15 protein-coding genes and 2 riboswitches are annotated in these 19,324 nt (G+C 65.5%); of the genes, 10 read left to right on the top strand and 5 right to left on the bottom strand.

The annotated features are described in order from the left end of the window. Positions 1-21: 21 nt before the first annotated feature. The gene (locus QCD70_RS00455; protein WP_301213110.1) at positions 22-369 is read right to left on the bottom strand and encodes a LysR family transcriptional regulator; all 348 of its coding nucleotides are present in this window, start codon (positions 367-369) and stop codon (positions 22-24) included. A 117-nt stretch (positions 370-486) separates the two neighbouring features. Further along, positions 487-582: riboswitch (glycine riboswitch) on the top strand. Next, positions 583-693, top strand: a riboswitch (glycine riboswitch). A gap of 58 nt (positions 694-751) precedes the next feature. Between QCD70_RS00455 and gcvT the strand changes: the two genes are divergently transcribed. The 4 genes from gcvT to QCD70_RS00475 all read left to right on the top strand — a co-directional run bounded on the left by gcvT (position 752) and on the right by QCD70_RS00475 (position 6,021). After that, the gene (gene gcvT / locus QCD70_RS00460; protein WP_301213111.1) at positions 752-1,900 is read left to right on the top strand and encodes a glycine cleavage system aminomethyltransferase GcvT; all 1,149 of its coding nucleotides are present in this window, start codon (positions 752-754) and stop codon (positions 1,898-1,900) included. A 3-nt stretch (positions 1,901-1,903) separates the two neighbouring features. Beyond that, the gene (gene gcvH / locus QCD70_RS00465; protein WP_301213112.1) at positions 1,904-2,275 is read left to right on the top strand and encodes a glycine cleavage system protein GcvH; all 372 of its coding nucleotides are present in this window, start codon (positions 1,904-1,906) and stop codon (positions 2,273-2,275) included. Positions 2,276-2,282: 7 nt separating this feature from the next. Next, positions 2,283-5,168 carry an aminomethyl-transferring glycine dehydrogenase gene (gene gcvP, locus QCD70_RS00470; protein ID WP_301213114.1) on the top strand — a complete coding sequence of 962 codons (2,886 nt, stop codon included), beginning with the start codon at positions 2,283-2,285 and terminating at the stop codon, positions 5,166-5,168. A gap of 73 nt (positions 5,169-5,241) precedes the next feature. Continuing rightward, positions 5,242-6,021 carry a pentapeptide repeat-containing protein gene (locus QCD70_RS00475; RefSeq protein WP_301213116.1) on the top strand — a complete coding sequence of 260 codons (780 nt, stop codon included), beginning with the start codon at positions 5,242-5,244 and terminating at the stop codon, positions 6,019-6,021. Here QCD70_RS00475 and QCD70_RS00480 read toward each other — a convergent pair. After that, positions 6,018-6,806 carry a CPBP family intramembrane glutamic endopeptidase gene (locus QCD70_RS00480; RefSeq protein WP_301213118.1) on the bottom strand — a complete coding sequence of 263 codons (789 nt, stop codon included), beginning with the start codon at positions 6,804-6,806 and terminating at the stop codon, positions 6,018-6,020. The two genes, QCD70_RS00475 and QCD70_RS00480, sit on opposite strands and share 4 nt — an antisense overlap. 232 nt (positions 6,807-7,038) lie before the next feature. Between QCD70_RS00480 and QCD70_RS00485 the strand changes: the two genes are divergently transcribed. From QCD70_RS00485 to QCD70_RS00510, 6 genes are all read left to right on the top strand, one after another. Continuing rightward, a complete protein-coding gene (locus QCD70_RS00485) occupies positions 7,039-8,661 on the top strand; it encodes a peptide ABC transporter substrate-binding protein (RefSeq protein WP_301213119.1) in 1,623 nt (540 codons plus the stop codon). Positions 8,662-8,810: 149 nt separating this feature from the next. Next, a complete protein-coding gene (locus tag QCD70_RS00490) occupies positions 8,811-9,740 on the top strand; it encodes an ABC transporter permease (RefSeq protein ID WP_301213121.1) in 930 nt (309 codons plus the stop codon). Further along, entirely contained in the window at positions 9,730-10,677 is a 948-nt protein-coding gene (locus QCD70_RS00495) for an ABC transporter permease (protein ID WP_301213122.1), read from the top strand. Before QCD70_RS00490 ends, QCD70_RS00495 begins: the two co-directional genes overlap by 11 nt. Next, positions 10,674-12,425 carry a dipeptide ABC transporter ATP-binding protein gene (locus QCD70_RS00500; RefSeq protein WP_301213124.1) on the top strand — a complete coding sequence of 584 codons (1,752 nt, stop codon included), beginning with the start codon at positions 10,674-10,676 and terminating at the stop codon, positions 12,423-12,425. Before QCD70_RS00495 ends, QCD70_RS00500 begins: the two co-directional genes overlap by 4 nt. A 306-nt stretch (positions 12,426-12,731) precedes the next feature. Then, entirely contained in the window at positions 12,732-14,660 is a 1,929-nt protein-coding gene (typA, locus tag QCD70_RS00505; RefSeq protein ID WP_301213126.1) for a translational GTPase TypA, read from the top strand. A gap of 740 nt (positions 14,661-15,400) precedes the next feature. Next, positions 15,401-15,868, top strand: coding sequence for a hypothetical protein (locus QCD70_RS00510; protein ID WP_301213128.1), 468 nt, complete (start codon positions 15,401-15,403; stop codon positions 15,866-15,868). 8 nt (positions 15,869-15,876) lie between these two features. Here the strand turns inward: QCD70_RS00510 and efeB are convergent, their stop codons facing one another. Genes efeB through efeU form a run of 3 tightly spaced genes read right to left on the bottom strand, consistent with a single transcriptional unit; the run spans position 15,877 to position 19,234 of the window. After that, entirely contained in the window at positions 15,877-17,184 is a 1,308-nt protein-coding gene (gene efeB / locus QCD70_RS00515; RefSeq protein WP_301213130.1) for an iron uptake transporter deferrochelatase/peroxidase subunit, read from the bottom strand. A 5-nt stretch (positions 17,185-17,189) separates the two neighbouring features. After that, positions 17,190-18,368, bottom strand: coding sequence for an iron uptake system protein EfeO (gene efeO / locus QCD70_RS00520; RefSeq protein WP_301213132.1), 1,179 nt, complete (start codon positions 18,366-18,368; stop codon positions 17,190-17,192). Next, a complete protein-coding gene (gene efeU, locus QCD70_RS00525; RefSeq protein ID WP_301213134.1) occupies positions 18,365-19,234 on the bottom strand; it encodes an iron uptake transporter permease EfeU in 870 nt (289 codons plus the stop codon). The genes efeO and efeU overlap by 4 nt, the downstream gene beginning before the upstream one ends. Between the last annotated feature and the right edge of the window lie 90 nt (positions 19,235-19,324).

Here is a 19,324-nt window from a genome sequence, read left to right on the forward strand (position 1 = left end):
GACGGGCTCAGCGAACGGTGTTCAGCGGCTCTGGCGACGCTTTCCGACCCGCGGCGCGCCTTTGACAGCGGGGGCGCGCCCCTTGCCCTTCGACGCCTTCGCCTTGCCTCCGGCCTGCGGAGCGGTGATGGTCGAATTGCCCGTCGACTTGGCGAGATCGGCCGCCGCCTTCTCCGCGAAGGCGACGCCCTCCGGCGTCAGCACGGTCGTCTCGGCGTCGTAGTCGAACAGGGGGTAGCCGAGGTTCTGCTCGAGCTGCTTGACGGCCGCGATCATGCTCGAACGCGGAATGCCCTCGAGCTTCGCCGCCTTGGCGAAGTGCAACTCCTTCGCGGCGGTGATGAAGAGCCTGTTCAAACGATGGTCCACGGGATCCGTTCTGACTGCGCGGTGCGCCCGGTCACTTCCGAGGTTACGCGCTCGCGCGGCACCCGTGCTCGCGACGTTGTTGCTAGGCTGGCCGCACAATCGAATATCGGGCCGACATCACGCGATGCGGGAGAGCCCGCCGGTCACCCCGGCAGGCACCGAAGGAGCAATTCTCCCCACCAATCTCTCAGGTACGTGTACCGCATCGAACAGGCCACTCTGAAAAGAGATCGCGAACGTTCGTTCGTTCGATCCGCCCACGGTGAAAGCCGCTGCCGATGCGCAGCGTCGAAGCTCTCAGGCACCGATGACAGAGGGGGAGTTCTTGACCGCGCGGCTTCGTACGCGCGCTTCGCAATACACACTGCGCACTGGAGAACTCGTGACCGATAGACATTCCCCGCTCAACGCCATCCACGTGGCCGCCGGAGCGAGTTTCACCGACTTCGCCGGCTGGCAGATGCCCGTGCGCTATTCGAGCGATCTCGCGGAGCACCACGCCGTGCGCACCGCCGCAGGCATCTTCGACCTCTCTCACATGGGCGAGATCTTCATCGTCGGCCCCGAGGCTGCTGACGCCCTCGACTACGCACTGGCGGGCAAGCTCTCGGCCACCACGATCGGCCAGGCCAAGTACAGCCTGCTGCTCGACCGGTCGGGCGGAATCATCGACGACGTCGTCGTGTACCGCACGGGAGACGACCGGTTCATGGTCGTGGCCAACGCCTCGAACAGAGAGGTCGTGGCCGCAGAGCTGACAGACCGCACAGCCCCGTTCGAGTGCGAGGTGTTCGACGAGAGCGATGAGCTCGCCCTCGTCGCCGTGCAGGGTCCGCGTTCACGCGAGATCCTCATCGCGACCGACGGTTTCGCCATCGAAGGCGGCCATCCCGACGGCCGCGACGTGGGCGAGAAGCTCTCCGAGCTCAAGTACTATCGCGCCCTGTCGGGCTCGTTCCGCACGCAGCCCCTGCTCATCGCCCGCACGGGCTACACCGGTGAAGACGGATTCGAGCTCTACGTGAGTCCGGATCACGCGGCGGAACTCTGGGACGCCTTGACCGAGGCAGGCGCTCCGCTCGGACTCGTTCCGGCGGGTCTCGCGAGTCGCGACACCCTCCGGCTCGAGGCGGGCATGCCGCTCTACGGTCACGAACTCGGCACCGAGACCTTCCCCGTGCAGGCGGGCCTGGGCCGCGTCGTCGTCACGGCGACGAAGGGCGACTTCGTCGGTCGCGAGGCCGTCGAGGCCGGTCCTGCTCCGGATGCGCGCACGCTGGTCGGCCTGGTCGCCGACGGCAAGCGGGCCGCGCGGGCAGACTACGAGGTCTTCGCCTCCGACGACTCGAGCGAGGTGATCGGCGTCGTGACGAGCGGCGCGCTGTCGCCGACCCTCGGCATCCCGATCGCCATGGCCTACGTCGACGCCGCCTTCGCTTCCCCCGACACGACCCTGAGCATCGACATCCGCGGCAAGCGCCTGAGCTACCGCGTCACCCCCCTCCCGTTCTACCGCGCGAAGAAGGACTGACCCATGGCTACCGAAAGCGAACTGCAGTACACGAGCGAGCACGAATGGGTGCTCGTCGACGGCAACACCGCCACCGTCGGCATCACCGCGTATGCGGCCGAGAAGCTCGGCGACGTCGTCTTCGTCGACCTGCCCGACGTGGGCACGACCCTGGCCAGCGGCTCGATCGTCGGAGAGATCGAGTCGACCAAGTCGGTGGGCGAGCTCTTCGCCCCCGTCGACGGAATGGTGCTCGAGAAGAACTCCGCCGTCGAGGACACGCCCGAACTCGTCAACAGCGACCCGCTAGGCGAGGGCTGGCTCATCAGGATCGAGTTCACCGAGCTGCCGCCGCTGCTGTCGTTCGACGAGTACACCGCACTGCTGGGGGAGTAGCACACCGATGTCGCTTCCCTTCACCGCGCGCCACATCGGCATCGATGACAGCGCGCAGGCCGTCATGCTCGCCCGCCTCGGCTACGACTCGGTCGATGCGCTCGTGCGCGCCGCCATCCCGGGCTCGATCCAGCTGAGCGAGACCCACCGCGCCGAGGCCATACCGGCCGCCGCCACCGAGCGCGAGACCATCGCGGAGCTGCGGGCGCTCGCCTCGCACAACACCGTGAACCGCTCGATGATCGGCCTCGGCTACTACGACACCATCACGCCCGCCGTGATCCGTCGCAACGTGCTCGAGAACCCCAGCTGGTACACGGCCTACACGCCGTACCAGCCCGAGATCTCGCAGGGCCGACTCGAGGCGCTGATCAACTTCCAGACGATGGTCGCCGACCTCACCGGCCTCTCGACGGCGAACGCATCCATGCTCGACGAGGCCACGGCTGTCGTCGAGGGCATGCTGCTCGCCCGTCGCGCGTCGAAGTCGACCTCGAACATCTTCCTCGTCGACGCCGACGCGCTGCCGCAGACGAAGGCGCTGCTGCGCTCACGCGCCGACGCTGTCGGCATCGAGATCGTCGAGCTCACCCTCGACAGGGTCGATCACCCGGCATCGCACGACCACCCCCTCGCCACCGGATTCGGCGCGTTCATCCAATACCCCGGCGCATCCGGCCGTGTCTGGGACCCGCGCGACGTGATCGAGGCGGTCCACGCATCCGGCGGCCTGGCCGTCGTCGCCGCAGACCTGCTCGCCCTCACGCTCATCACCTCGCCTGGCGAGCTCGGGGCCGACGTCGCCGTCGGCACGAGCCAGCGATTCGGCGTGCCCATGGGCTTCGGCGGGCCGCACGCCGGGTACATGGCCGTGCGCGCAGGGCTCGAGCGTCAGCTTCCGGGCCGCCTGGTGGGCGTCAGCCAGGATGCCTCGGGCCACCCCGCCTACCGGCTCAGCCTGCAGGCGCGCGAGCAGCACATCCGCCGCGAGAAGGCCACGTCGAACATCTGCACCGCCCAGGTGCTGCTCGCCGTGATGGCCGGAATGTACGCGGTCTACCACGGCCCCGAGGGCCTGCAGAGCATCGCCCTCGACGTCAACTCGATCGCGCGCCGGCTCGCCAGCGCACTCGAGGCGGCCGGCGCGGAGCTCGTTCACGAGGACTTCTTCGACACGATCCAGGTGCGCGTTCCCGGACGAGCGGCCGAGATCGCCGCCAAGGCCCACGCGGGCGGCTACCTGCTGAACGTCGCCGACGACGACACCATCGGCGTCTCGGTCGACGAGACGACCACGGTCGCCGACATCGACACCGTGCTCGCCCTGTTCGACGTCGCGCCCACGAGCGACGCCGAGCAGCTCGCCGAGAGCCTGCCCGAGCACATCCTGCGCACGAGCGACTACCTCACCCACGAGGTCTTCAACACGCACCGCTCGGAGACCTCGATGATGCGCTACCTCAAGCGCCTCGCCGATTACGACTACGCGCTCGACCGGGGCATGATCCCGCTCGGCTCGTGCACCATGAAGCTCAACGCGGCCACCGAGATGGAGGCCGTGACGTGGCCGGAGTTCGGTGCGCTGCACCCCTTCGCTCCGCGCGCCGACGTCGAGGGCTACCTCACGCTCATCTCGCAGCTCGAGACGTGGCTGGCCGAGGTCACGGGCTACGACTCCGTGTCGCTGCAGCCGAACGCCGGAAGCCAGGGCGAGCTCGCGGGGCTTCTCGCGATCCGCGGATACCACCACGCGAACGGCTCGTTCGACCGCACGGTCTGCCTGATCCCGTCGAGCGCCCACGGCACGAACGCCGCGTCGGCCGTGCTCGCCGGCATGAAGGTCGTGGTCGTCGCGTGCGACGAGAACGGCAACGTCGACGTCGACGACCTGCGGGCGAAGATCGAGCTGCACGCCGAGTCGCTGGCCGCCCTCATGATCACCTACCCGTCGACCCACGGGGTCTACGAGCACGAGGTCGCCGAGATCTGCCGCCTGGTGCACGCCGCCGGGGGACAGGTCTACGTCGACGGAGCCAACCTCAACGCGCTGCTGGGCTTCGCGCGCTTCGGCGACTTCGGTGGCGACGTGTCGCACCTCAACCTGCACAAGACCTTCTGCATCCCGCACGGCGGCGGAGGTCCCGGTGTCGGGCCGGTCGCGGCGAAGGCGCACCTCGCACCCTTCCTGCCGGGCCATGCCCAGGCGCAGGAGGCGTCGCATCCGCTCGCCGGAGGCGGCACCGTGGTGCACGCCGGCGGGCCGATCTCGGCCGCGCCCTACGGCAGCCCGAGCATCCTGCCCATCAGCTGGTCGTACGTGCGCATGATGGGCTCGCAGGGCCTCGCGGATGCGACGGGTGCGGCCGTCCTGTCGGCCAACTACGTCGCGGCCCGGCTCTCGGAGCACTTCCCTGTCTTGTACGCCGGCGACAACGGACTGGTGGCGCACGAGTGCATCATCGACATCCGCCCGCTCACCGCGTCGACCGGAGTCTCGGTCGACGACGTCGCCAAGCGCCTGATCGACTACGGATTCCACGCGCCCACGATGAGCTTCCCCGTGGCGGGAACCCTCATGGTCGAGCCGACCGAGAGCGAAGACCTGGTCGAGATCGACCGGTTCATCGACGCGATGATCGCCATCAAGGGCGAGGCCATGCAGGTAGCCGAGGGCGTCTGGCCCGCCGACGACAACCCGTTGCGCAACGCTCCCCACACGGCGCAGTCCGTCGTCGAGGGCGAGTGGAGCTACCCGTACGACCGCGAGACCGCCGTCTATCCGGTGCGATCGCTGATCCGTCACAAGTACTGGCCCCCGGTCAGGCGCATCGACCAGGCGTGGGGCGACCGCAACCTGGTCTGCTCGTGCCCGCCGCCGGAGGCGTTCGAGTAGCAGACAGCAACCGGTTCCTCGCGTGGGGTACCCTCTCAGCATGGCGAGACGAATTGCGATACAGCGCGGCCGAATGTCCCTGATTCTTGCGGCCGCGGGCGTTGTCGCTCTCGTCGCGGCTCCCGCCGCGTCCGCAAGCGCCGAGGTCTTCTACGACGAGGGCGGCTGCGTCGTGCAGCAGGTCACCGACGGTGCGCCGGCGGGCGGCAGCCAGTGTGCCGGCGTCGACTTCGGTGGCACGAGCATGGGCCAGGCCGCCTTCATGGACGCCAATCTCGTGGGCGCGAACCTGTCGGGGTCGAAGCTGCAGGCGGCGAACTTCACCGGGGCGAACATCGAGGGTGCGAACTTCACCGACTCGCAGGTCGAAGGCGCCGACTTCACCGATTCGGGAATCCTGCCGGGCACGATCACGGCGGAGGCCCCCGACGCGAACGGCGCTCCGATCGAGTTCGCGCCCGTGGTGCCGCTCGGTCTCACCGCGGGCGACTGCATGATCGTCGACGTTCCCGTCGTCTCGGGCACGGTCTTCCCCGTCGGGGACTCGGGCATGGTGTGCAAGTTCTCGTCGTCGAACGGCACCGCCATCGCGGTCGTCAAGATCCAGGTCACTCCGCACCCCGAGGCGACCGAGGCACCGGCGCCCCTGTTCACGGACGAGCCGACGACGACTGCAGGCGGAACGACGGCGTCGACGAGGCAGCCGACGGATTGGGGACTCATCGCGCTGGTCGGCGGCGGCGCCGTCGTCGTTCTGGCCCTCGGAGTCGTGGCCATGGTGATCTCCCGCCGCCGGCCGGCGATCGTCGGCGGCGAGGACCCCGCCGACGACACTGCGAAGTCAGCCGACTAGGGCAGCCGGAAGAGGTCGGGGAACGTCGCCACGGCCCAGGCGTAGCCGACGAACGACGCGATGTCGATGATCCAGTGGGCGATCACGAGAGGCATCGTGCGCCCCCAGCGGGTGTAGCACCAGCCGAAGACGATTCCCATGACGACGTTTCCGAAGAACGGCCCGATGCCCTGATACAGGTGGTAGCTGCCGCGCAGCACCGCCGCTGACAGGATGATCTGCCAGGTCTGCCATCCGAGCTGCCTGAGCCGCGTGAAGAGGTAGCCCACGACGATCAGCTCTTCGGTGAGTGCCGCCCTGAGCGCGGAGGCGATGAGCATGGGCACCGTCCACCAGTAGGCGTCGATGGGTGCGGGCACGACGTTCACGGTGATTCCGGCGGCGCGGCCGACGAAGTAGAGGGCGATTCCGGGTATGCCGATGACGAGCACGAGCAGCAGGCCGCGGCCGGTGTCCTTCACGGGGCTGTGCAGATCGAAGCCGAGTCGTCGGAACGGATTGCCCCCGGAGATCGCCAGGAGGTAGAAGACCAGAAGCACCGGCACGAGATCGAAGACGATCGCCAGGGCTTGATAGGTGAAGTCGAGCCACTCCCGAGTGCTCTGGGCGGCGTTCAAGCTGGTGGACTGGCTTGCGAGCGAGGTGTCCGCGGTGAGCTTGGCCACGAGACTCACGATCGAGTAGACCGCGGAGGCCCCGAGGGACAGGCCGAGCACGATCGCGATCTCCCCACCGAGGCGCCTTCGGCGGAGAGAGGGCCAGTCTGTCGGGGGAGCCTGAACCATGACTGCACTTTCTTGCGTCGGACGGCGCATTCATAGGGAATTGTGTGCGTTTCGCACAACGAATGCGGATTTTACGTTTCTAGTCTGTAACTTTTTGCCGGTGAATTTGGTCAGAATCCGGCCCCCTTTTAGGGTACTGGTTAGTCAGCCACGCGACTGATCACCTTTCGGGTGCCCCGTGCAGCAGTTCAACGGGGTCTCCGGCAGCCCAGGAAAGTCCTCAGGAGGAAAATTGAAAATCAGACGCATTGGCATCGGGGCTCTCGCCCTTGCCGCGGCGAGCACGCTTGTGCTCGCAGGATGCTCGTCGAGCGAAAGCCCGGCATCGACCAGCAGCAGCTCCTCGATCATCACCACCAACGGCTCTGAGCCGCAGAATCCGCTGATTCCGACGAACACCACCGAGACCGGCGGTGGAAAGATCGCCACGTCGATCTTTGCCGGCCTCGTCTCGTACGACGCTGATGGTGCGATCGAGAACGACGTCGCTCAGTCGATCGAGTCCGATGACAAGCAGCTCTGGACGGTCACTCTGAAGGATGACCAGAAGTTCTCCGATGGTTCGGCTGTCACAGCCAAGTCCTTCGTCGACGCCTGGAACTGGGGTGCCAACCCGAAGAACGCCCAGGGTGCCGCCTACTTCTTCGACAACATCGAGGGCTTCAGCGCCGAAGAGGGAGCAGACGTTCCCGAGCTCTCCGGCCTCAAGGTTGTCGATGACAAGACCTTCACCGTGCAGCTCAGTGCGCCCGAGGCCGACTGGACTCAGCGCCTCGGCTACACCGCCTACATGCCCCTGCCCGAGTCCGCGTACGACGACATGGACGCCTTCGGCGAGAACCCGATCGGCAACGGCCCGTACATGATCGACGGTGCCGACGGCTGGCAGCACGACGTGCAGATCGCACTTGTGACCAACCCCGAGTACAACGGCGTGCGCAAGCCCGTCAACGGCGGACTCACGATCAAGTTCTATACCACCCTCGACGCGGCGTACGCCGACGTTCAGGGCGGCAACCTCGACGTGCTCGACCAGATTCCCGACACGGCCTTCGAGACCTACGAGTCCGAGTTCGGCGACCGGGCCGTCAACCAGCCCGCCGCGATCTTCCAGTCGATCACGATTCCGCAGTACCTGCCGCACTGGACGGGTGAAGAGGGGGCCCTTCGTCGCGCCGCCATCTCGCAGGCGATCAACCGCGACGAGATCACCAAGGTGCTCTTCCAGGGAACCCGTACGCCCGCGACGGACTTCACCTCGCCCGTCATCAAGGGCTACTCCGACTCCCTCAAGGGCGCCGACGTGCTGAAGTTCAACCCCGACGAGGCAAAGAAGCTGTGGGCTCAGGCCGACGCTATCGCGCCCTACGGCGACACCGTGTTCGATATCGCCTACAACTCGGACGGCCCGCACCAGGCGTGGGTCGATGCTGCTACGCAGAGCATCGCCAACACCCTCGGCATCAAGGCGCAGGGCAAGCCGTACGCCACGTTCGCAGAGGCGCTCGCCGACCGCGATGCCGACAAGCTCACCGGTGCCACCCGTTCGGGATGGCAGGCGGACTACCCGTCGCTGTACAACTTCCTCGCTCCGAACTACCAGACCGGCGCCGGTTCGAACTACGAGGGCTACAGCAGCCCCGAGTTCGACAAGCTGCTCGAAGAGGGAAGCACCGCCACCGACGTCGACTCGGCGACCGCGAAGTTCCAGGAAGCGCAGGAGGTTCTGCTGAAGGACCTGCCCGCCATTCCGCTCTGGTACCAGAACGTCAACGGCGTCTCGTCCGAGAGTGTCTCCAACGTGGTCTTCGGCTGGGATTCTGTTCCGCTGTACTTCCAGATCACGAAGAACTAGTCACAAATAGAGTTCACTGAATTACCAGCCATTCGGCCCGGGGTCAGCGTAAGCTTCCCCGGGCCGAATGCTGGCTCGACACTGCAGCGTTCAACCGAACCCTCGACGATTGTGATTGTTTTGTTCCCGACCTCAACCACGACAATCTGATGTTCCGTTATATCGGACTGCGATTGCTCCAGCTGATTCCCGTCTTCTTTGGCGCGACTCTCCTCATCTACTTCATGGTCTTCTCCCTTCCGGGCGACCCCATTGCCGCCCTGTTCGGAGAGCGTCCTCCGCCCCAGAGTGTGATCGACACCATCCGTGAGCAGTATCACCTGAACGACCCGTTCATCGTGCAGTACCTCTACTACGTCGGCGGCATTCTCACCGGTGATCTCGGTACCACTTACTCAGGACGGCCAGTGTCGGACCTCCTGGGTCAGGCATTCCCCATCACGTTCCGGCTTGCGATGCTCGCCCTGTTCTTCGAGGCTGTCGCCGGCATCGCCGTGGGCTTGATCGCCGGTCTCCGTAAGGGCAAGTTCTTCGACGCGTCTGCACTCGTGGTCAGTCTCCTTTTGATCTCGGTACCGACCTTCGTGGTCGGATTCATCCTGCAGTACGTGTTCTCGATCCAGCTCGGACTTTTCCGAACCACCGTGGGCCCCGGAGCCCCGATCCAGGATCTGATCCTTCCGGCGATTGTTCTCGCGACGGTTTCGTTCGCCTACATCGTTCGATTGACGCGGGCTAGCGTTGCCGACAACATGCAGGCCGACTTCGTTCGCACCGCGACGGCGAAAGGCCTGACCCGTGGTCGCGTGGTCCGGGTTCATATCCTGCGGAACTCGCTCATCCCGGTCGTCACCTTCCTTGGAGTCGACATCGGCTCCCTCATGGTGGGCGCGATCGTGACAGAGGGAATCTTCAACATCAATGGCGTCGGTGGAACCGTTTACCAGGCCATTAAACGAGGCGAGGGTCCGACTGTGGTCTCCTTCGTCGCCGTGATGGTGATCATCTACATGCTGGCGAACCTTCTGGTCGACCTGCTCTACGCCGCCCTGGACCCGAGGATTCGATATGCAAAATAGTTCTTCAGGCCCAGGCCACTTCGTCGCACAACTCGACGACACCCCCCTGGCCGCCGTCGACAGCGTCGATGAGAGTGAGAAGGCACGAAGCTCCTTCGCCGACGCATGGGATGCCATGCGTGGCCGGCCCATGTTCTGGATCTCGCTCGTGATGATCGCGCTGATCCTCGTGGTGGCCGCCTTCCCCAATCTGTTCACGCAGACCAAACCGAACCTCGGCTGTCTGCTTCCAGACAGCAACGGGGGTCCGGAGGCAGGGCACCCGTTCGGCTTCACCAGGCAGGGTTGCGACATCTACTCTCGGGTGATCTTCGGAGCCCAGGCCTCCGTCACCGTCGGAATCCTCGCGACCGTGCTCGTCACGGTCTTCGGTGGCATCATCGGTGCTCTCGCGGGCTTCTATGGCGGTTTCCTCGACGCTGTCGTGTCGCGTATCGGAGACATCTTCTTCGCGATTCCGACCGTTCTCGGAGCAATCGTTCTGATGTCGGTGCTGCCGACCAGAACTCCGGTGACGGTGGCCTTGGTCCTGGCACTGTTCGCGTGGCCGCAGATCGCGCGCATCATGCGCGGATCCGTCGTGGCGGCGAAGAACGCCGACTATGTGACGGCATCTATCGCGTTGGGCGTTTCTCGCTTCCGCATCCTGGTGCGCCATGTCGTTCCGAACGCCATCGCTCCCGTCATCGTGGTCGCGACCACGTCACTCGGAACGTTCATCGTGGCGGAGGCGACGCTGTCGTTCCTCGGAATCGGCCTGCCGCCGGACGTCATGTCCTGGGGTAATGACATCGGCCAGGCTCGCGCATCAATCGCGACGGCTCCTATGGTGTTGTTCTACCCCGCGGCCGCCCTGTCGCTGACCGTCCTGTCGTTCCTCGTCCTCGGTGACGTGGTGCGCGACGCACTTGACCCGAAAGCGAGGGCCCGACGATGAGCAACGCCCCCAGCACGTCCCCGGCTGTCGATTCGAAGACGACGGAGAACCAGCCCCTTCTGCAGATCCGCGATCTCCAGGTCGGATTCAAGACCCAGCGCGGTTTCATTCCTGCGGTCAAGGGAGTGGATCTCACCCTCAACGCGGGTCAGACCCTCGCGATCGTGGGAGAATCCGGTTCGGGCAAGTCGACGACGGCGCAGGCCATCATCGATCTGCTGCCCGGGGCCGGCAAGGTCACCGGCGGCGAGATCCTGTTCGAGGGCCGCGACCTCACCAAGCTCTCTGCCAAGGCGATGCAAGACGTGCGTGGTCGTCTGATCGGCTATGTTCCCCAAGACCCGATGTCCAACCTGAACCCCGTGTGGAACATCGGATTCCAGGTCGAGGAGGCTATCCGAGCCAACGGAGTCGCCCAAGGCAAAGACGCGCGCAAGCGCACGATCGAAGTTCTGCAGGAGGCGGGGCTGAGCGACGCGGGTGATCGGCTCAAGCAGTATCCCCATCAGTTCTCCGGTGGAATGCGTCAGCGGGTCCTCATCGGCATCGGTTTGTCCGCACGGCCGAAGCTTCTCATCGCCGACGAGCCGACCTCGGCACTCGATGTCACCGTTCAGCGCACGATCCTCGACCACCTCGCCACGCTGACTCGCGATTTCGGCACGTCGGTGCTCTTCATCACGCACGACCTCGGTCTCGCGGTCGAACGTGCCGAACAGCTGGTCGTCATGTACAAGGGGCGGGTCGTCGAGGCAGGGCCCTCCGCCGAGATCCTCGCCAATCCGCTTCACCCCTATACGCAGAAGCTGGTGGCCGCGGCGCCGAGCCTCGCGTCACGTCGAATCCAGTCGGCTCGTCGTCCCGACACGACCAAAACGCTGGACATCTCCTCCGTCGGTGCCGCCGACAATGAGCTGATCGCCCGAGCGGATGCGCGCGAGAACACCCCTCAAAAGAATCTGATCACGCTGGAGTCGGTCTCGAAGATCTACAAGATCAGACAGGGCGGTTTCAAGACCAAGGAGTTGAAGGCCGTCGATGACGTGTCCTTCGCAATCCCTCGGGGCACCACGCGTGCGTTGGTGGGCGAATCAGGCTCGGGCAAGTCCACGGTCGCCAAGCTTGTGCTTCAACTCGAGGACATCACGTCTGGGCGAATCGACTTCGAAGGAAACTCTGTTGCAGACATCCGCGGCCGTGACCTTCTCGCTTTCCGACGACGAGTTCAGCCGGTGTTCCAAGACCCGTACGGTTCGCTCGACCCGGTCTACAGCGTCGGCGACACCATCGCCGAGCCGCTGGTTGCCCACCGTGTCGGCGATCGCAAGTCTCGTCAGGCTCGCGTGCGGGAGCTGCTCGACCAGGTCGCGTTGCCCCTGTCGACCGTGAACCGCTACCCGAACGAGCTGTCGGGAGGCCAGCGTCAGAGAATCGCCGTGGCCCGGGCCTTGGCGCTCAAGCCCGATGTGATCGTGCTCGACGAGGCGGTCTCCGCTCTCGACGTGCTCGTGCAGGGGCAGATTCTGACGCTGCTCACGGATCTGCAGGCCGAACTGGGGCTGACCTACCTGTTCATCACTCACGACTTGGCGGTGGTTCGGCTTGTAGCCGACACGGTGAGCGTGATGCAGAAGGGCAAGATCGTGGAATCGGCGACCACAGACGAGGTGTTCGACAATCCGCAGAACATCTACACCCAGAAACTGCTCGAGGCGATCCCTGGAGCGCACTTCAGCTTCGGCCGTTAGCCCGTCTGAGGAGAATGAGAAATGCGCCCGGCGACAACGCCGGGTGCATTTTTTTGAGTCAACCCACACAGTGGACGCCGAGTGTCATGGCGCGGACCTGAGCCCTGGGCCCATCCTTGGGGCCGCGACAACCGATGAGGTGTCCGAAAACCCGCGTGAGGAATATACTAAAGAGTTGCTTGATGCCATTCCCGGGGCGAACATACCCCTGGGCGTCTAGCCGTTCTGGGCGTTGTCGCCCGATATCCCACGCTGATAAGAGCCCGTAGAACTCCGGGTTCATCCCGATCCTCAAGGACTTTTTTCATGGCTGAAGCCACCCGCGCCGACCTGCGCAACGTCGCAATCGTCGCCCACGTCGACCACGGCAAGACGACTCTCGTCGACGCCATGCTCAAGCAGACCAACTCGTTCGACGCCCACTTCGAGGGCGACGACCGCATGATGGACTCGAACGACCTCGAGCGCGAAAAGGGCATCACCATCCTCGCGAAGAACACCGCGGTCACCTACAACGGCATCCACGCCGCCGAACACGGCGCCGGCGGACCGATCGTGATCAACGTGATCGACACCCCGGGTCACGCCGACTTCGGTGGTGAGGTCGAGCGAGGCCTGTCCATGGTCGACGGCGTCGTCCTGCTCGTCGACGCGAGCGAGGGCCCGCTGCCGCAGACCCGCTTCGTGCTCCGCAAGGCCCTCGAGGCCAAGCTGCCCGTCATCCTGCTCGTCAACAAGACCGACCGTCCCGACGCGCGTATCGACGAGGTCGTGGCCGAGAGCCAGGACCTGCTGCTCGGTCTCGCCAGCGACATGGCCGACGACGTTCCCGACCTCGACCTCGACGCGATCCTCGACGTTCCCGTCGTCTACGCGTCCGGTCGTAACGGAGCCGCCAGCATCAACAAGCCCGCCAACGGCGAGCTGCCCGACAACGAAGACCTCGAGCCCCTGTTCGAGGCCATCCTCACCCACGTGCCCGCTCCGAAGTACGACGACGAGCACCCCCTCCAGGCTCACGTCACCAACCTCGACGCGTCGCCGTTCCTCGGTCGTCTCGCCCTGCTTCGCATCTTCAACGGCAACATCAAGAAGGGCCAGCAGGTCGCGTGGGTACGCCACGACGGCTCCGTGCAGAACGTGAAGCTCACCGAGCTGCTCATGACGAAGGCGCTCACCCGGTACCCCGTCGACAGCGCGGGCCCCGGTGACATCGTCGCCGTCGCCGGCATCGAGGAGATCACCATCGGTGAAACCCTCGCAGACCCCGACGACGTGCGCCCGCTTCCGACCATCACGGTCGACGACCCGGCCATCTCGATGACCATCGGAACCAACACCTCGCCTCTCGTCGGCAAGGTGAAGGGACACAAGCTCACCGCACGCATGGTGAAGGACCGTCTCGACCGCGAGCTCGTCGGTAACGTCTCCCTCAAGATCGTCGACATCGGAAACCCTGCAGCCTGGGAGGTGCAGGGCCGTGGGGAACTGGCCCTGGCCATCCTGGTCGAGCAGATGCGTCGCGAGGGCTACGAGCTCACCGTCGGCAAGCCGCAGGTCGTCACCAAGCAGGTCGACGGCAAGACGTACGAGCCGATGGAGCACCTGACCATCGACGCGCCGGAAGAGTACCTCGGCGCGATCACGCAGCTCCTCGCCGCTCGCAAGGGCGTCATGGACGGCATGTCGAACCACGGCACCGGTTGGGTTCGCATGGAGTTCATCGTTCCTTCGCGCGGCCTGATCGGATTCCGCACGGAGTTCCTCACCACCACGCGCGGCACCGGCATCGCCAACGCCATCTCGCACGGCTACGGCCCGTGGACCGGACCGATCGTCACCCGTAACAACGGCTCGATCGTGGCCGACCGCTCCGGCGTCGTCACTCCTTTCTCGATCGTCAACCTGCAGGAGCGCATGAGCTTCTTCGTGGAGCCGACGCAGGAGGTCTACGAAGGCATGGTGATCGGTGAGAACTCTCGCGCCGACGACATGGACGTGAACATCACCAAGGAGAAGCAGCTCACCAACATGCGCCAGTCGACGTCTGACACGTTCGAGCGCATGACTCCGTCGCGCAAACTCACACTCGAGGAGAGCCTCGAGTTCGCCCGCGAAGACGAGTGCGTCGAGGTCACCCCCGAGTTCGTGCGCATCCGCAAGGTCGAGCTCGACGCCAATGCGCGCGCTCGCGCCACGGCGAACCTGAAGCGCGCCAACCAAGGCAAGAACTAAGAGCTAACGCGACGAACGGGCCGGTGGACAGTGCCACCGGCCCGTTCGCCTAGCCGAGGTTTCTACTGGTACAGGAAGACCCAGCCTGGTCCGAGGCCTTTGAGCCGGCAGGACTCAACGATCAGGTACCCCGCTTGCTGATACTGCCTCTGGGCTGCGGCGCACGCGGAGCCAGAGCCGTACACTCCTGAATACGTCGCGGCCTGCGCCGGAGCTGCCCCCGCGAGGACGCCACCGCCCACGACGAGTACTCCGAGAACTCCGGCCAACAGGCGAGATTTAATGGGTTTGTTCATTACAAGCTCCTTGCGTTATACGTGCTTAATGTACGTGCTTGCTTGCGTCGCCAGACTGCTTGGAACGGACTGCAGACAGTCCGTATACCGGCAGTCACTCTGGCGCTCGAGCGAGGATTGCAACCTCAACGTAACCCATTCACGGGGTGCTGAGCGCAATGAATGCTTCGTTTTTTGGCACTCGGAGTCTCTTCTTCTTGAGCCGCTCTTACGATATTGATGAGATTCTCGCCTCGCTTCTCGGCGAGTGTGAGGTGGGCGCACGGCCTGAAGCGTCGCCTGCGCCTCCTCTGGATCGGTTGGCACATACTTTGAGCGATTATGGCGCCTAGGCAATCACGACGTCGAAGCTGAGTAGCGAACACTCACGAGCGCTCGGACGCCGATCTCTACTGTCGGAGGTACCAGCAGATCTGCTGGTGGAACCTGACTCTGGAGAAAACAATGACTTTGTCACGCGCACGAATCGCCGTCCCCTTCCTCGCGCTCGCCCTGCTCGCGGGCCCCGCTCTGACCGGATGCTCGCCCCAGTCACTGACGGAAGGCATCGCCGAAGGGGTCGCCGGCGAGAACGGTCAGAAGATCGATCTGAACACCGATGGCGGACTGCCCGACGGTTTTCCCGAGAACATCCCTGTCGTCGACGGTGAGGTGATCTCCGGTGTCTCCGTGGGCGACGGAGAGACGCAGACCTGGACCGTGCAGATCGCCATCACCGATGCCGAAGCGGCATACAACGAGGTCAAGAGCGGTCTCGAGAAGGCCGGATTCACCTCGGACTTCACCGGGATGACCGACGGGCAGGGCTACGGCACCTTCGACGACGGAGTGCACTCGGTGGTCATCTCGACCGGCGACAACGGCACGGAGGTCATGGCGGCGACGTACATCGTGTCACAGACGATGCGCTGATCCATTGCTCAGGAGAAGAGTCCGGCGCCCACGTAGGAGCCCTTCTTGGCGCCGGGGGGAACGGCGAACAGGCCTGACCCGACGTGCCTGATGTACTCGTTCATCAGATCGTTCTTCGCCAGGTTCATCTGGATGTCGATGAACTGGGCGGGGGACCGCTGATAGCTGATGAAGAAGAGGCCGGCGTCGAGTCGTCCGAGGTTGTCGTTGCCGTCGACGAAGTTGTAGCCGCGGCGCAGGATCTCGGAACCCGCATTCGAGTCGGGATGCGCGAGCCGCACGTGCGAATCCGTGTCGATGAGCGGCTTGTCTGCGCGACCGAGCACCGAGAAGTCGGGGGCCGTGAACTCCGTTCCCCCGGAGAGAGGAGCCCCTTCGCCCTTGGTGCGCCCGATGATCTTCTCCTGCTCGCTGAGGGCTGTTCGGTCCCACGTCTCGATGGTCATTCGGATGCGCCGGGCCACGAGGTAGGAGCCGCCGGCCATCCAGGCGGGCGCGTCTGCCGAGTTCACCCACACCGACGTCGACACCTTGCCGGGCTCCTCGGCCTTGATGTTCGCGGTGCCGTCCTTGAACCCGAACAGGTTTCGCGGAGTGACCTGCGACGTGCTGGTCGACGAGGTGCGGCCGAAGCCCAGCTGCGACCAGCGAAGACTGGCCCGGCCGAATGCGATGCGCGAGAGATTGCGGATGGCGTGCACGGCGATCTGCGGGTCGTCGGAGCAGGCCTGGATGCACAGGTCTCCGCCCGTTCGCTGCGCATCGAGATCGTCGGCGGGAAAGTGCGGAAGCTCGGTCAGCTCGGTCGGCCGCTTCGACGCGATGCCGAAGCGGTCGGCGCCCGACGCGTCGACGAAGAGAGTCGGTCCGAAGCCGATGGTGATCGTGAGGCCTCCGGTCGGAAGGTCGAGGGCCTCTCCCGTGTCCTGCGGGGGAGCGTCGTACGGACCGTCGACCGCGCCGAACTCGCCCACGGGCTTGCCCTGGCACATGAGTGCGGCGGCGGTGCTCCAGTCCTGCAGCAATTCGATCAGGTCGGCCCTCGTGGCCGTCGACGACATGTCGAACGCAGCGAAGTGCAGTCTGTCCTGGGCGGGCGTGACGATGCCGGACTGGTGCGCGCCGAAGAACGGGTAGCTCGTGCCGCCCGTGGTGGATCCGCCGGCCGTCGCGGTCGCCGCAAGAACGCCGCGGTCGCCCGCGACGCCCACGCCGAGGCCCACGACCCCGGCGCCGGCCAGCCCGAGAAGCCCTCGTCGAGAGAGCTTCTGCGGGGCGGCCGGCGCCGAGTCGTCCGTCAGGGAGTCGTCTGTCATGTGACCTAGCCGACGAGGGTGGCGGTGAGCTCGCTGAGCGGCTCGCTCAGCGAGTTGACGCCGTCGGCCAGCTCCTTCACCTGGGTGGGGGTGAGTTCGTTGTAGTAGACGAAGCCCTCGTCGAGGCTGCCGTAGGCGGCGAGCTGCTGCTCCAGGTCGCCGAAGCGCGTGTCGAGCGTCTTCACGAGCTCCGGGTCCTTCGTCTCGACGATGTCGCGCACGCCCTCGTAGGCGACGCGTGCGCCTTCGAGGTTGGCCTGGAAGTCCCAGAGATCGGTGTGCGACCAGATCTCCTCCTCGCCGGTGATCTTGCCGCTCGCAACCTCTTCGAGCAGGCCGATCGCGCCGTTCGAGATGGCATCGATGGTCACCGTGTAGTCGCTCGCGTGCACGGCGTCGTAGAGCTCCTGGGTGTTCTCTTTCAGCTTGTCGGCGTAGTAGCTGCGCTCCTCGGGAGTGAGCGCGATGTACTCCACGCCCCCGTTGTCGGCAGCCGCCGGCGGGAACAGGTCTTTCTCGATGCGGTGCCAGCCGGTCCACTCGTCGCCCGGCGCCACGTCTGCCTCGCGGAAGTCGATCTCCGGGTCGAGGTCGCCGAACGACTCGGCCACGGGCTCGATACGCTCGTAGTTGGCGCGGGTCGTCGCATAGGTGGCGCGAGCGGTCTCGTCGTCGCCGGCCAGGTAGGCGGCGAGGAAGGTGTCGGTTCCTGTGACGAGCTGCGCCACCTGGTCCTTGATGTACGCGACGTAGTTCGTGGCGGCCGCGTCGACCTGCTCCTGCTCGTCGCCCGCGAGCTTCACCTTGTCGCCGGTCACAGCGAAGGCGGCGTTTCCGATGCCGTCTCCGATCATTCCCGGCTTGCAGACGGTGAAGTAGTCGCCGGGCTGCGCCTGCACGACGAGGTCGCGCGAGATGCCGGGGCCGACGTTCTCGACCTCTCCGACGATGCGCAGGCCGTCATCGGCGAGGAGATAGAACTCGGTCACCTGGTCGCCGGAGTTCGTGACCTCGAAGCGCAAGGTTCCGCTGGAGGCCGTGTTGGTGCTGACCGTGCAGGCGTCGGCGCTCGAGTCGACCGTGATGGCGGCCGAATCGGATGGCGAGGCGTTGGGGACGCAGCCGGTGAGTGCCAGCAGGGTCGCTGCGGCGCCGATCGTCGTGAGTACTGCTGTGGCTTTCACCGGGCTCCTTGGGGGGTTGGTCGGGCGGTGCTGCTGTCGGAAGCGGGTACCTGTGCTGCGGGTGCCTTGCGGCCGACGGCGCGGAGGAAGACGATCATCGTGGGAACGACGTAGAGGACCCAGGCGGCGGCCTCGAGCCACGTCGTTGCGGGGGAGAAGTTGACGGTGCCCTTGAGCAGGGTGCCGTACCAGCTGTCGGGCGGAATCGCGGCCGAGACGTCGAATGCCAGACTGTGCAGGCCGGGAAGGATGCCCGCCTCCTGCAGGTCGTGCACGCCGTAGGAGAGCACGCCGCCGGCGACGACGATGAGTACGGCGCCCGACCAGGCGAAGAATCTCGACAGGTTGATGCGCACCAGCCCGCGGTTGATAAGCCATCCGAGGAGAACGGCGACGACGATGCCGAGAGCGGCTCCGACGAGAGGAAGCGTGGTCGATCCCGTGGCCTGCACGGCGGCCCAGATGAACAGGGCCGTCTCGATGCCCTCGCGGCCGACAGCGAGGAAGGCGACGAGAACGAGGCCCCATCCGGCGCCCTCGAGGTGCTGGTCGACGTCGTGCTGCAGGTGGTGCTTCAGGTTCTTCGAGGTGCGGAGCATCCAGAAGACCATCCACGTCACGAAGATCGTGGCGATGATCGACAGGGACCCGCCGATCGCCTCCTGGGCCTCGAACGAGAGGCCGTAGGTGCCGAACGTGAGGACGGCGCCGAGAGACAGCGAGACCAGCACGGCCAGTGCCACGCCCAGCCAGATTCGCTTCAGCACATCGCGACGTCGGATCTTCACGACGTAGGCGATGAGGATGCCGACGACCAGCGCAGCTTCGAGTCCCTCACGCAGGCCGATGAGAAAGTTCGCGAGCAAAGGCAGGACCTTAGTATGAGGCGGCGCGATCCGCGCCGGAGGGAGGAGGCGGCCCACGCTGGTCGACTCGGAGATTCGGTAAGGCTTGCC

The organism is Agreia sp. PsM10 (assembly GCF_030433855.1).
Classification (GTDB): domain Bacteria; phylum Actinomycetota; class Actinomycetes; order Actinomycetales; family Microbacteriaceae; genus Agreia.